General features: G+C 70.4%; 10 protein-coding genes and 1 pseudogene. 5 read left to right on the top strand and 6 right to left on the bottom strand.

The window, feature by feature from the left end:
- Positions 1-1,044, top strand: a 1,044-nt coding sequence (locus tag GJ634_RS10800; protein ID WP_157502800.1) for a DEAD/DEAH box helicase, incomplete at its 5' end; no start/stop codon positions are given.
- An 86-nt stretch (positions 1,045-1,130) separates the two neighbouring features.
- The gene (locus tag GJ634_RS10795; protein ID WP_157502799.1) at positions 1,131-1,649 is read left to right on the top strand and encodes a hypothetical protein; all 519 of its coding nucleotides are present in this window, start codon (positions 1,131-1,133) and stop codon (positions 1,647-1,649) included.
- Between the two features lie 3 nt (positions 1,650-1,652).
- On the opposite strand, the gene GJ634_RS10790 is transcribed toward GJ634_RS10795, so the two are convergent.
- Together GJ634_RS10790 and GJ634_RS10785 are read right to left on the bottom strand one after the other, a co-directional pair.
- On the bottom strand, positions 1,653-2,756 hold the full coding sequence (locus GJ634_RS10790) for a sensor histidine kinase (protein WP_157502798.1): 1,104 nt from the start codon (positions 2,754-2,756) through the stop codon (positions 1,653-1,655).
- A gap of 80 nt (positions 2,757-2,836) precedes the next feature.
- Positions 2,837-5,598 (bottom strand): annotated as a pseudogene (locus tag GJ634_RS10785) (ATP-dependent helicase).
- A 516-nt stretch (positions 5,599-6,114) separates the two neighbouring features.
- Between GJ634_RS10785 and GJ634_RS10780 the strand changes: the two are divergent.
- Positions 6,115-6,849 carry an MBL fold metallo-hydrolase gene (locus GJ634_RS10780; RefSeq protein ID WP_157502797.1) on the top strand — a complete coding sequence of 245 codons (735 nt, stop codon included), beginning with the start codon at positions 6,115-6,117 and terminating at the stop codon, positions 6,847-6,849.
- Here the strand turns inward: GJ634_RS10780 and GJ634_RS10775 are convergent, their stop codons facing one another.
- The 4 genes from GJ634_RS10775 to rqcH all read right to left on the bottom strand — a co-directional run bounded on the left by GJ634_RS10775 (position 6,850) and on the right by rqcH (position 12,248).
- Complete coding sequence (locus GJ634_RS10775; protein ID WP_157502796.1) at positions 6,850-7,341, bottom strand: cation:proton antiporter regulatory subunit; 492 nt, start codon at positions 7,339-7,341, stop codon at positions 6,850-6,852.
- Between the two features lie 62 nt (positions 7,342-7,403).
- Positions 7,404-8,642: a cation:proton antiporter gene (locus GJ634_RS10770; RefSeq protein ID WP_331714115.1), complete on the bottom strand. Its 1,239-nt coding sequence runs from the start codon at positions 8,640-8,642 to the stop codon at positions 7,404-7,406.
- Positions 8,639-9,706 (bottom strand): mRNA surveillance protein pelota, encoded by a 1,068-nt coding sequence (locus GJ634_RS10765; RefSeq protein WP_157502794.1) that lies wholly within the window; start codon positions 9,704-9,706, stop codon positions 8,639-8,641. The genes GJ634_RS10770 and GJ634_RS10765 overlap by 4 nt, the downstream gene beginning before the upstream one ends.
- A gap of 421 nt (positions 9,707-10,127) precedes the next feature.
- Entirely contained in the window at positions 10,128-12,248 is a 2,121-nt protein-coding gene (gene rqcH, locus GJ634_RS10760; RefSeq protein ID WP_157502793.1) for a ribosome rescue protein RqcH, read from the bottom strand.
- 190 nt (positions 12,249-12,438) lie between these two features.
- Between rqcH and GJ634_RS10755 the strand changes: the two genes are divergently transcribed.
- Together GJ634_RS10755 and GJ634_RS10750 are read left to right on the top strand one after the other, a co-directional pair.
- The gene (locus tag GJ634_RS10755) at positions 12,439-12,651 is read left to right on the top strand and encodes a hypothetical protein (RefSeq protein ID WP_157502792.1); all 213 of its coding nucleotides are present in this window, start codon (positions 12,439-12,441) and stop codon (positions 12,649-12,651) included.
- A gap of 99 nt (positions 12,652-12,750) precedes the next feature.
- A partial coding sequence (locus GJ634_RS10750) for a putative manganese transporter (RefSeq protein WP_197425494.1) occupies positions 12,751-13,120 on the top strand: 370 nt, incomplete at its 3' end.

Here is a 13,120-nt window from a genome sequence, read left to right as displayed (position 1 = left end):
GGGACGGGGAAGACGTACACCATCGCGACCCTCATCCGGGAGTTCGTCGACCGCGGCGACCGCGTGCTGCTGTCGGCGTTCACGAACCGCGCGGTGGACAACGCGCTCGAGGCCCTGCGGGAGCAGGGACATGAAGATATCGTCCGCGTCGGGACCTCCACGGGCGTCCGCGAGGACATGCGGGACCTCCGCCTGGACCAGTCCGGGGACCCAGCGGAGTGCGCGCGAGCGCTCCAGACCGCGGACGTGGTGGCGGCGACGACGGCGACCTGCGGCTCCCGGGTGATGCGCGAGCAGGAGTTCGACGTGGTGCTCGTCGACGAGGCCAGCCAGCTCACCGAACCGGACACGCTCGCGGCCATCAACCGCGGCGAGCGCTTCGTGCTCGTCGGCGACCACGAACAGCTCCCGCCGGTAGTGCGCTCGGGCGGCCGGCTGTCGACGTCGCTGTTCGAGCGCCTCCACGAGACCCACCCGGAGGCGTCCGTGATGCTCGACCAGCAGTACCGGATGAGCCAGCGCATCCAGGCGTTCTCCTCGACGGAGTTCTACGACGGCCAGCTCCGCCCCGCGGCGGGCGGAGTCGCCGGCCAGACGCTGGCCGACCTCGGCGTCGAGACGGGCGGTGCGGTCCAGAACGGCGTCTCGTTCCACGACGTGCCCGGGACGAGCGACGCGCACGTCGACCCGGCGGAGGCCGAGCGGGTCGGGGAAATCGTCCGCGAGTACGTCGACGCGGGCGTCGACCCCGCCGACGTCGGCGTCATCGCGCCGTTCCGCGCGCAGGTCGCGGAGATCGGGCGGCGCGTCCCCGACGGCGTCGCCGTCGACACCGTGGACCGCTTCCAGGGCTCCTCGAAGGAGGTCATCGTCGTCTCGTTCGTCGCGACCGGGAGCCTCGACGGCCCCATCTTCGAGGACCACCGGCGCGTGAACGTCGCGCTCACTCGCGCGAAGAAGAGCCTCGTGCTCGTCGGCGACGAGGCGGCGCTGCGCTCGGAGCCGCTGTACGACCGGATGGTCGACTGGGCGTCGCTCGGCTAGGGGCGACGACGAGCGTTCGAGCCGTCTCGCGGGGACGTTCGCCGTCCCCTCTGTCTTTATCCGGGTAGCCGTCGAAGCTCACGTCGATGAAGGCGCTCGCAGTCGACGCGGCGACGCAACTGATCGCGCTCTCGGAGACGGGTTTGGACGTGAACGTCTCGCTCGGACAGGGACTGGCGAGCGGCGCGGTCGGCGCGTTCCTGACGACGCTGGTGGTCGGCGCAATCGCCGTCGCGGTCTACCCCGACCGCACCGAACAGCTGATGGCGGACGTCCTCGACGACCCCGTGGGCTCGTTCGCGTACGGCCTCCTCTGCGCGCTCGCGCTGTTCGTCGTGACGCTGCTGCTCGTGTTCACCATCGTCGGCATCGTCGTCGCGCTCCCGCTGGCGCTCGTCGCGTACGTCGTCTGGGCGGTCGGCGCGGCCGTCGCGTACCTCGCCATCGCCGACCGGCTGGTCGGCCACGAGGACGGCTGGCTGAAGGCGCTGCTCGTCGCGGCCGCCATCAACGGCGCGCTCGCGGCGACCGGCGTCGGCGGCCTCGTCGCGCTCCTCGTCGGCGTCACGGGCTTCGGCGCGGTCCTGCGCGCGTACTTCGGCTGACCGTCACCGCGAGCGGCCGACGAGCCGCCCCCAGAGCCCGGGCTTCGCCGTCGCGTCCGGCAGCCGGAACCGCACCGTCGTGCCGTCCTCGTCCTCCACGAACTCCACGGAGCCGCCGGACTCCCGGACCGTCCAGTACACGAGCCAGAGGCCGAGCCCGCTGGCGTGCGAGAGCGTCGTCTCCTCGGGCTGTTCGAGGATGTCGTACTCGCGGCCGGGAATCCCCGAGCCGTCGTCCGTGACTTCGACGACGACCTCGTCGCCCGGCGGGTTCGTCACGGACGCCGAGATGGACACGTCGTCGTTGTGCTCGACGGCGTTCGCGAGCACCTCGTACATCGCGTCGTCGAGCGCGGAGTGCGCGGACACCACGGCGTCGTCGCTCGCAGCGACCTCCACGTCGACGCCCGGGTAGTCGTCCCGGAGGCGCTCGACGGCCGCAGCGAGGACCGCGCCCGCGTCCTGGTCGCGGCAGTTGTCGCTCTCCCAGATGCCCAGAATCCGGCGCGTGCGTTCGCTGGTCTCCAGAATCTTCGTGACGTGGTCGCGGGCCACCTCGACGTCGCGGTCGCCGTCGCCGACCCTGCGCTCGATGTTCTGGAGGTGGCCGTCGACGACCGACAGCTCGTTCCGGAGGTTGTGCCGGAGAACCCGCTGGTTCATCGTCAACAGCTTCACGAGGTCCGCGAGCCGCCGGCGCTTCTCCTCGGCGGCGACCACGTAGAGGCTCGCCTGCGCGCCGACCGCCAGCCCCAGCCACATCGCGAACACCACCATGAACTCGACGTCGACGACCGGGTGGCCCTCCAGCTGCCAGATGAGCGCGACGGCGACCGCCAAAAGCGAGAAACTCAGGCCAGTGAGCACGGTCAGGCCGGCGGCGCGGGCGAGCCCGGGCTGGCTGACGTCACGGCCGCGGGCGTCGACCCCGGAGTACACGAGCGACCCCGACAGCGCGAACAGGATGACCGTCTCGAGGGCGACCGCGAGGCTCCACCCGACCACGAACCCGTGCGCGACGGCGGCGACGAAGCCGAACGCGGCGTACGCGTAGAACCACCAGTGGACGACGCCGTCGGCCGACCGGTCGCGCACGCGTCCTGCCATAGCCCACCTATCGCGCGGCAGACCGTTAATGCGTCGCCGCTCCGACCGGAGAATCGCGGGGAGTGCGAACGCGGACCGCGTCAGTCGTCGACGTGCTCGCGGACGCGCTCGTGGAACGCCCGCAGTACGGCGTCCTCGTCGTCGGCGAGCACCACGTCGCTGGCCGAGAGCGTCGCCAGCCCGAACGACAGCGGCGACGGCGACTGCAGGGTCGTCTCGGTGACTTCGACGTCCCCGGACTGGACCGCCGCGAGGACCTCGCGGACGCCCGCGAGGTCGAGTTTGTCCTCGATGAGCTCCCGGTAGGTCTCCTCGAGGACGGCGAAGTCCTCGAGGTCCTCGGCGAACCCGAGCAGCATCTCGCTGGCGACCTGCTGTTTGCTCGCGGACTTCTCCCGGCCCTTGTACCGCTTCAACACGAGCAGCGCGCGCGTCGCGTCGATGCGGAAGTACCGCTGGAGGAGGTCCGTGCCGTCGAGGGCGTCCCGCAGCGTCTCGCGGGCCTCGCCGGGGTCGGTCTGCCGGAGCAGTTCCGCGACGTCGACCTTCCGGTTCAGCGGCATCGCGAGCGTGAACCCGTTGTCGGCGACGGAGACCGCGACGTTCGCGTTCGCCTCGTTCGCGCAGCGATAGGCGAGCAGCCGCGAGAGGCCGTCGTTGAACCGCCGGCCGTACGGCGTCCGGACGTGGTAGCGCCGCCGGTACTCGTCGCGGTCCTTGACCTCCTCGACGGCGACGCGGTCGGTCGTGCTGACGCTGTCGACGCCCGCGTACTGAATCTGGTCGTCGTACATCCGGGCGAGCGCCCGGACGGCGTTCGCGTCCACGGGGAACTCGCGGAGCCAGCGCCGGACCGCGGCCGCGCCGCCCGCCTCGTGTTTCGCGACGAGCTCGGACTGGAAGCGCGCGATCTCCCGCCCGAGGTCGTAGGACAGCGGGAGGCGCTCGGAGAACCACGACGGCACGGTCGCGCGCTCGCTCGTGCGGTCGACGTACACCTTCGACCCGCGCCGGTAGCGGTACGCGAACCGGTCGCCGCCGAGCACGAACACGTCCCCGGCTTCGAGGGTGTCGAGGTAGCTCTCGTCGAGCTGGCCGACCCACTCGTCGTCGCCGCGCACGTAGACGTTCACCGTGAACGAGTCCGGTATCGTCCCGAGGTTCTGGAGGAGAATCGGCGCGCGAGCCGCCCGCGCTTCCCGACGAGGCGCTCCCCGACCGCGAACTCGGGGTAGTGGTGCGTCCCCGAGGTGGGGTCGTCGGGGTCGCCGTCGTCCCCGCCGGGCGGGTCGTTCTCGTCGCGCCAGATTTTCGCGTACACGTTCCGGTCCTCGAGGCCGTCGTACTCCGCCGTGAGGTAGCGGAACAGCCGCTCGAAGTCGTCGTCGCCGTACTCCCGGTACGGGTACGCCGACCGCAGCGTCGCCCGGACCTCGGCCTCGGGCAGCGGCCCCTCGATGGCCATCCCGTAGACGTGCTGTGCGGCGACGTCGTGGGCGCGCTCGGGGATGTGCACGCGGTCGACGAACCCCTGCTCGGCCTGCCGGAGCATCACCGCGCACTCCACGAGCTCGTCCCGGTCCAAGGCGATGACCCGCCCCGTGACCGTCCGCCCGGGCCGGTGGCCCGCGCGCCCGACCCGCTGGAGCAGGCTCGCGACGGACTTCGGCGACCCCACCTGCACCACGAGGTCGACGTGGGGCATGTCGATGCCGAGTTCGAGGCTCGTCGACGTCGTCGTCACCGACAGCGACCCCTCCTTGAGCTGGGCTTCGACGGCCTGCCGGCGGTCCTTCGAGAGGCTGCCGTGGTGGCACGCCGACTCCTCTTCGCCGACGACGCCGCGTTCGCGGAGGTTCTCGAGGACGCGCTCGGCGCCCGACCGCGTGTTCGTGAACACGAGCGTGCTCTCGTTCGCGTCCACGAGGTCACCGAGCTCCTCGTAGAACGCGTCGTTGATGGCGCCCTTCGAGGCGTTCACGAGGTCCGGCGTCGGACACGACAACCGGAGGTCGTAGTCGCGGGCGAACCGCGCGTCCACGATCTCGCAGTTCCGCGCCCCGTCGCTGCCTCGCGGGCCCTGCCCGCTCGGCTCGTCCGCGGAGCCGTCCTCAGCGCGGTCGAACCCGACGAGGTAGCGCGCGATGTCCGCCAGCGGCTCGACGGTCGCCGAACAGCCGATGCGCGTGAAGTCGCCGGCGAGCCGCTGGAGCCGCTCCAGACTCACCGAGAGGTGCGTGCCGCGCTTGGAGTCCGCGAGGCTGTGGATCTCGTCGACGACGACGTACTCCACGCTCCGGAGCTTCTCCCGGAACTTCGGCGAGTTCAGCAGGATGGCGAGCGTCTCCGGCGTCGTGTTCAGGATGTGCGGCGTCTCCTCGAGCATCTGCTGGCGCTCGTAGCTGCTCGTGTCCCCGTGGCGGATCGCCTGCCGGACGTCCGTCTCCACGCCGCGCTCGGCGAGCCGGTCGCCGATGCCCGCCAGCGGCTCCGCGAGGTTCCGCTCGATGTCGTTCGCGAGCGACTTCAGCGGCGACACGTACAGGCAGTACACCTCGTTGTCGAGGCCTTCGGCGCGCTCGCGCTCGAACAGCTCGTTCAGAATCGCCGTGAAGGACGCGAGGGTCTTCCCCGACCCGGTGGGCGCCGCCACCAGCGCGTTCTCCCCCGCGTGAATCAGCGGAATCGCCTCCCGCTGGGGCGGCGTCAGACAGCCGCCGTCCTGCTCCGGGGAGCCGAAGCGGTCGACCCACCACTCCCGGACGGCCGGGTCGAGCGCGTCCAACACCTCGCGGTCCGAGGACTCGCCCGACCGCGTCGTCGCCTCCGACTCGAACCCCATCGTTCGCGTGTGTTTGGCTCCCGTGCGGCAAGTGTCTGACGCCGCTAGGAATTTTGGTTTGTTCCAGAGCTTTCGGGGGTGCCGTCGCTTACGACACCTCGAAAGCCCCTGCTCGCTCGGCGAACCCGGCGACGCAAGCACCGCAGCGAACGTAGTGAGCGAGGAGCACAGCGAGGCCCGGGAGTCGAGCGAGCAGCCCCTTTCAGTCCGCCCAATTACCGGTTGGCCGGCCGGCTACGGGTGGGCTGAAAGGGGCAGCGGGCTCGCGCTTGCCTGGTCGTCTCGCGACGCGAGCACCGCAGCGAAGCGAGGAGCGCGGCGAGCGAGCGACCGCGAGTGCGTGGCCGACCGAAGGGAGGCCACGAAAACCGCGAACGGGGAGCGAAGCGACCCGTGAGCGAGCCCGCCGGGGCTTTCGAGGCGTCGTCGACGACGAAGTGCGCGGACGCGACAACGACAACTGTCCACGGACACCTACCCAGAACCGTTAACCGCCTTCCAGTCGCGCGTTCTCGTATGCGACTGACGTTCCTCGGGACGGGAGCGGCGATGCCGACGGGCGACCGGATGCAGACCGGCCTCCTCCTCGAGAAGTCAGAGGAGCGCCTGCTGGTGGACTGCGGGAGCGGGGTGTTGCACACGCTCGCGCGGACGGACGTGGGCTACGAGGGCGTGGACACCGTCCTCCTGACCCATCACCATCTCGACCACGTGAGCGACCTGCTGCCGCTGTTGAAGGCGCGGTGGCTCGCGGGCGAGGAAGAGCTCACCGTCGCCGGGCCGACCGGGACGGAGGGGCTGGTGACGGACCTGCTGGACGTCCACGAGTACCTGCAGGGCCGCGTGGACCTCACGCTGCGGGAGGTCGACGTCGGGAGCTTCGCGGTGGCGGGGTTCGACGTCGAGGCCATCGAGACGCGGCACTCGATGCCGGGGCTGGCGTACAAGTTCGACGGCGCGCTCGCGTTCAGCGCGGACACGGAGGCGTTCGCGGGGATGGGGGAGTTCGCGGACGGCTGCGAGGTGCTCGTCCACGACTGCTCGTTCCCGGACGAGGTCGACGTCTCGAACCACCCGACGCCGACCCAGCTCGGCGAGTCCCTCGCGGGCGTGGACGTCGAAGAACTGTACCTCACGCACCTCTACCCGCACACGGAGGGGAAACACCGCGAGATGCGGGACGCGGTGAGCGAGCACTTCGACGGCCACGTCGCGGTCGCGCGGGACGGCCTCGTCGTCGACATCGCGTAGTCAAACGTCGCTGTCCTTGTTGACGAGCGCGCCCAGCCCCCGCTGTTCTTCCTGCGTGCCGAGGGTCACGAGCACGTCGCCGGGTTCGATGACCTCCCCGGGGTCGGGGTTCGCGATGGTGTCGCTGCCGCGCTGGATGGCCAACAGGGTCGCGCCGGTCTCCGTCCGGAGCGCGGAGTCGGCGACCGAACTCCCGGCGAGCGGCGAGTCCGCGGGGACGTCGAACCACTCGATGCGGCCGTCGCCGACCGGGACGTCCGCGGTCTCCGATTCCGCGGGCTGGAAGTACGCGCCGCCGAGGATGGCGCCGAACTGCCGGGCCTCCTCGCCGGTGAGCTCGGCGACGCGCTCGGCGTCCCCGCCGCGCTCGGGCAGCCGGTACAGCGTCCGCGTGCCGTCGTGGCCGATGACGACCGAGAGCTGGCCGCCGTCGGCGAGGTCGAGTTCGAACTTGCGGCCGACGTTGGGGAGGTCCGTCTCGCGGACTGGCATCACCGACGGTTCGACGGGCGCCCGCAAAAGCCCACCGCCGGCGCGCGGCGACCGACGGGCGTTCACTGCGGGTCCGCGACCGGCAGGAGCGCCCACAACTGGTCGCTGTACCGCATCGCGAACGTGCCGAGGACGCTCGTCGCGAGCACGTAGCCGACGGTGAACGCGGGCACCCGCTCGGTGAGCACGGGCGTGGTGCCGACGCTGGCGGCGAGCGCGGCGATGACGAGCGCGAACTCGCCGCGGGGCGCGAGCGCGGACCCGACGCGGAACGCCCGCGACGGCTCGAGGTCGAACTGCCGGCCGGCGTAGTAGCCGGAGACGTACTGGCCGGGAATCGTGACGGCGACCGCGACGGCGACCGCCCACGCTTCCCGCGTGACGAGCGCGGGGTCCGTCGCGAGGCCGACCGAGAGGAAGAACAGCGCCGCGAACAGGTCACGGGACGGCGCCAGCAGCCCCTCCACGCGGTCCGTCAGCGAGGTCCGACCGACCGCGGTGCCGACGAGGAACGCCGCGACCGCGGCGCTCACGCCCGAGTGCTCGCCGAGGCCGGCGACGGTCGCGGCGACGCCGAGCGCGAGCAGCACGAACAGTTCGCCGGATTCGACGTCGAGGAGGCGCTCGACGAGGTTCGTCCCGCGGAGCGCGACGACCGTCCCGGCCGCGACGAGCGCGACCACGACCGCGACGTCGGTCGCGAGCGCGCCGAGGTCGGTGGCGCCGAGCAGGACCGCCGACAGCACCGCGAGGTAGCCCGCGGTCGCCACGTCCTCGACGACGACCACCGCGAGAATCGCCTCGCTCTCGGGGTTGGCGATCCAGTCCAGTTCCAGCAGGAGCTTCGCGACGATGACCGTCGAGGAGTTGAACAGGACGCCCGCGAGCACGAGCGACGCCACCCAGTCGAAGCCCAGCAGGACGCCGACCGCGAACCCGAGCGGGAGGCTGACGCCGACGTCGATGGCGCCGCCAGCGAGCACGCGGTCGCCCTTCTCGACGAGCGCGTCCAGACTCAGCTCGAGGCCGACGAAGAACAACAGCAGGACGACGCCGAGGTCGGCGACCAGCGAGACGGTCTCCGGGTCGGCGACGACCGTCGGCCGGAACCCCCAGAGGGCGGGCGCGTGCGGCCCGAGGAGCATGCCGACGAGGAGGTACGCGGGAATGACCGACTGGCGACCCGGCGCGCGAGCAGGCCGGCGGCGGCCAGCGCCACCAGCGCAAGCCCCACGTCCAGCAGTGTCAGTCCCGCCACGCTGCCACCTCGCGGCGCCACCGAGAAAGCCGTTGCCCCTCACTCCATCCGGTACCGGAGGATGGCGGCGACGCCGCCGAGGTTGCGGAGCTGTTCGCCGGGCGCGAACTCGTGGCTGAACACGGTGACGTCCCCGCCCTGCTGTTCGACCTGCGTGACGAGGTCGTTGACGTCGACGTCCCAGTCGCCCTCGCCGGCGCGCTCCTTCCGCAGGCGCTCGTCCAGAATCAGCAGCGTCTCGACCGCGCCGAACTCCACGGCCTGCTCGACTTCCTCGATGCCGTAGGCGGCCTTCCCGTCGGTCGCAATCTGGTCGGTGAGCTCGTCGATGAGCTCGGACTCCTCGGCGATGCGCGTCTCCTCCTGGACGTCCTCGACGGCGCCGCGCTTCAGCACTTCGTGGACGCCGCGGCCGCCGACCGCGCTCGTGTCCACGGTCGTGATCTTGTCCGCGAGGTCGCGGTACTCCTCCTCGATGTAGTCGAGAGCGTCCTGCTTCGTGAACCCCGGGCCGGCGAGGATGATGGCGTCCGCGTCGAGGTGCGAGAGCGCGCTCGCGACGTCCTCGAACAGCTCCTCGCGGGAGCGGGCGTACTCGCCCTTCCCGGTCGTCCCGGTGAACGAGCCGTACTCGTCGACGCCGTACTGCTGGACGACGTGGATGTACGCCTCGCCCTCTTCGACGGTGGCGATGGCGACGTCGGGCTGGTCGGTCGCCTCGACGGCCTCGTTGAGGCGTTCGAGCTGGTCGGGCTTCCAGTGTTTCTCGACCTCGATCTCCTCGCGCTCCTCGACGTTCAGCGTGTGGTGGAGGCCGAGCTGGTCCTCGCGGGAGCAGTCCGCGATGGTGCCCGACACCCGGAGGCGGTTCGAGAACTTGTGGAACTCCACGTCCTCGACGTCGATGGTGACGTGCATGTGCTCGCGCTCCCCGCCCGTGTCCCGCATCTGGTCGTCGTTGCGCTGGATGCGGCGGTGGGTGTCCCCGGCCACGAGGTCCCCGGGCTCGAGGACGTACGCGAGGTGCCAGAGGTCGTCGAGGCTCTCGGGGACGAGCGTGATGCGCTCCCCGCCGCCCTCGACCTGCCGGCGCTCCTTCAGTTGCATACGCGGACGGAGGCGGGGGACGCCCAAGTGTCCTGCTACTCTCGCGCCCTGGATTGAGACATTCCGTGATGTCCGCGATTTGTACCGCCGTCGTCTGCCAGAAAGCCTCGGCGGGCTCGCGGTCGTTCGCTCGCCGCGCTCCTCGTCACTCGCTGTGCTCGTTCCTGCGGTGCTTGCGTCGCGAGACGACCACACAAGCGCAAGCCCGCCGCCCTTTCAGTCCACCCGTAGCCGGTTGGACAGCCGGTAACAGGTGGGACTGAAAGGGGCGAGGCTGTAGACGAAGGCGCGCGACGTAAGCACTGGACCGAGCGTAGCGAGGGAAGCGCGCAGCGAGCGCACCGAGTCTACAGCCTCGGGGCTTTCTGGGCGTTCTCGATAACTCACGTCGAAGGCGGATGAGAACTACCGCAAGAGGATTCTAATCTCGAATTCGGCTCCCACCGGGTGGCATGTACTTCTGAATCTCGTCCGGGCTGGCGACCTTCCGGACGAACGATTCGTCGGCGAAGCGCTCGCGGAACTCCCGGTAGATTCGCTTGGCGGCGTCACCCTGCGCGTACCGGCCCGGTTCGAGTTCGATCGCCGTCTCGACGTCCTCGACGATGGCGTCGATGGGGCCGCCGAGCACGCGCGTGTGCGGCTCGCAGCTGATGCCGACCGCCCACTCCGCGGGCAGGTCCCGGAAGTACGTGCGGTCCCCGCGGATGGCGAACCCGCCCTTCTCGAGGTACTCGCCGCTCTCGGGCGTCTTCGACACCTGGTCGGGCGACACCATGTAGGCGTCACCGGAGCCGCGGCCGTCCTTCCAGACCGACGAACAGCAGACCGCGAACTGGGCGGCCTGCCGCTTGCTCGACTCGGGGACCTCGATGTCCTTGGAGGGCTCGCTCGGCGCCGACGTCTTCAGCACGGTGACGGGGCCGCCGTGGGCCGCGGAGTGGAAGAACCGGTCGTAGCGGTCCATGTACTTCTTCACGAGCTCCTCGTTCTGGTCGGCGTCCCGGCCGCCGATGACGAGGAAGCCGTCCGAGGTGCGGAACCAGCGGAACCGCTCGTACCACTGCTCCTGCTTGCGGATCGGAATCGACGACCGCGAGAGCCAGTCGACGTCCTGCTCGTCTTCGTCCTCGGGCTCCTCGGGCTCGGCCTCCCACTCCTCTCGGCGCTGCTTCGCGGCCTCGAGGTCCTCGCGGGTGTTCTCGATGGCCGCGCGGGCGCCCTCCTTCTTCTCCTCGATGCGCTTGGCCTCCTGGTAGTGGTCGTCGGCGTTCTTCTCGACGCCCCACGACGGGTCGACCTCGATGGTGTGGTCGTCGATTCGGACGCGAACCGTCCCCTCGGACTCGTTGACGCCCGCGAACGCGTCCGCGCCCGGGACGTCGCCCGCGGCCTCCTCGAACGTCTCCGCGATCTCCTGCCAGCCGTGACCCGCGTCGCGGGCGTCCTGCACCGTCGAGAGGAGGTCGTCGACGAGGTCGTAGTTCGCGTACAGCAGTTCGGCCTTCTCGCGCTCGGCTTCGGCCTGCTCGGTGAAGTCCTCGATGGCCTGCTCCTGCTGTTTGATGATGTGGCGGTGCTTCTGGATCTCCTGCTCGAAGTCCGGCTTCTGCGTGGCCTCCCCGCTCTCCTCCTCCTCGGTCGTGTCGAGGTTCGTGAAGTAGTCGTCGAGGGCGTCGTTGAACCGGTCGAACGCGTCCGACGGGAGGTCGCTGCGCTCCTCGAGCGCGAGCGGCGTGACGTCGACGCGCTGGCCGCGCTCGGCGCGCCCGTCCTCGTCCTCGCCGTCGCCGGGTTCGAAGTACACGCGGGGGTCGAGGTTCCCGGACTGGATGTCGTCGAGCAGGCGCTCGCTGGCCTCGAAGAGCGCGCGGAACTCGTCTTCGCCCGCGTCGTCGATGTCCTTGGTCTTCTCGACGCCCGCCCGCGTGCAGAGCTCCTCGCCGTAGAGCCCGCCGAAGTTCAGCTGGGTGGCGAGCGTGCGCACGAGGTCCGTGTCCGACTCGCGCATCTTCGCCGCGAACCCCTCGTAGTCGAGGTCGAGGGGGTTGACGCGAGCGCTCGGGAAGCCGTACTGGGAGCCCGGCGCGACCGTCCGGGACTGCAGCCGGACGGTGTCCAGCGAGTCCACGACCTCGCCGTTCTGGTCGACGACCGCGATGTTGCCGTCCCCGAACAGCTCCGCGACGATGGTCGTGTCCTGGTCCTCGCGGCGGAACTCGAACTCCAGAATCCGGTCGAAGCCGTGCTGGCGGACCTCGTGGAAGTCCGCGCCCGACAGCCGGTTCCGCAGCATCTTCGCGAAGTTCGGCGGTCGGCCCGGCGCCGCCGGCACGTGCTCGGGGGCCGCGACGTGCGCGCGCTTCGTGTCCCCGACTTCGACGAGTAACTCCACCCGGCCGCGGTCGAAGTCCCGCATCTTCAGCCGCAGGAGGTCGTCGCCGTAGAGGTAGGCCTTGTCGACTTTCGCCCCCTGATAGCCGTTGAGTTCCGCAGTGAGGGCGACGAGGTCGACGCTCGTCAGCTCCCGCTTCTGGTCCATGGGCCGACTTCGAGTGGGGTGTCCCTCTGCCTTACGGTCCGCGTGGCGGGCAGATGGTGCGCCACGTCGTCACGAACGGCGACCATCGGGAGTCGCGAGCCGCGCAGTCGGACTGAAACCGCGGTTTCTCGGCGGCTGCGAGCGCGCCGACGACTTACGTGCTCGCGGGGGAAATCCCGAGCCAGTTACGATGGCGAGCAAACTCGCACAGCGGTTCGAGGGGCTGTCGTTCGAGAAACAGCTGATTCTGCTGGCGGTCGTCTTCGACCCCATCGGCTTCGCGGCCGGCTACCTGCTCGGCCCGTCGCTCGGCGTCGACCCGTTCCTCGGCGCCGCGTTCGGGCTCGTCGCGGCGAACGTCCCGGTGTCGCTGCACGTGCTGCGGGAAGCGTCCTCGCAGTAGTCGACCGCGTTTGCGCCGTTTCGCACTCGTCGCCAGCAGCAGGAGTACCCGAACCTATAAATTCTAGTGGGCGAAACTCTAGATTAGACTCGTCTAATTATGGTCTCAGAACTCGCGGATGTCTTCCTCGTCTCGATTCGCGACGCCTACGTGCAGGTGAGCGCGTTCGTCGCGGTCACCGTCCTCGCCTTCGGCCTCCTCCAGTACTACACGCGCGGCGCGCTGCTCGAGCGCCTCGAAGACAGCGAGCGCCTCCAGCCGCTCGCCGGCGCGCTCCTCGGCCTCACGCCCGGCTGCGGCGGCGCCATCGTCGTGATGCCGCTGTACCTCCGCGGGAGCGTCTCCTTCGGCACCGTCGCCGCCACGCTCGCCGCGACCGCCGGCGACTCCGCGTTCGTCATCCTCGCGCTCGCGCCCGAGGCCGCGCTGTACGCGTACGGCCTCGCGTTCGCCGCCGCGGTGCTCACCG

The sequence above is a fragment of the Halobacterium sp. CBA1126 genome (genome assembly GCF_009741975.1).
Classification (GTDB): Archaea; Halobacteriota; Halobacteria; order Halobacteriales; family Halobacteriaceae; genus Halobacterium.
Note: the sequence above shows the minus strand (reverse complement) of the source record. Positions and strands in the feature narration are given on the sequence as shown.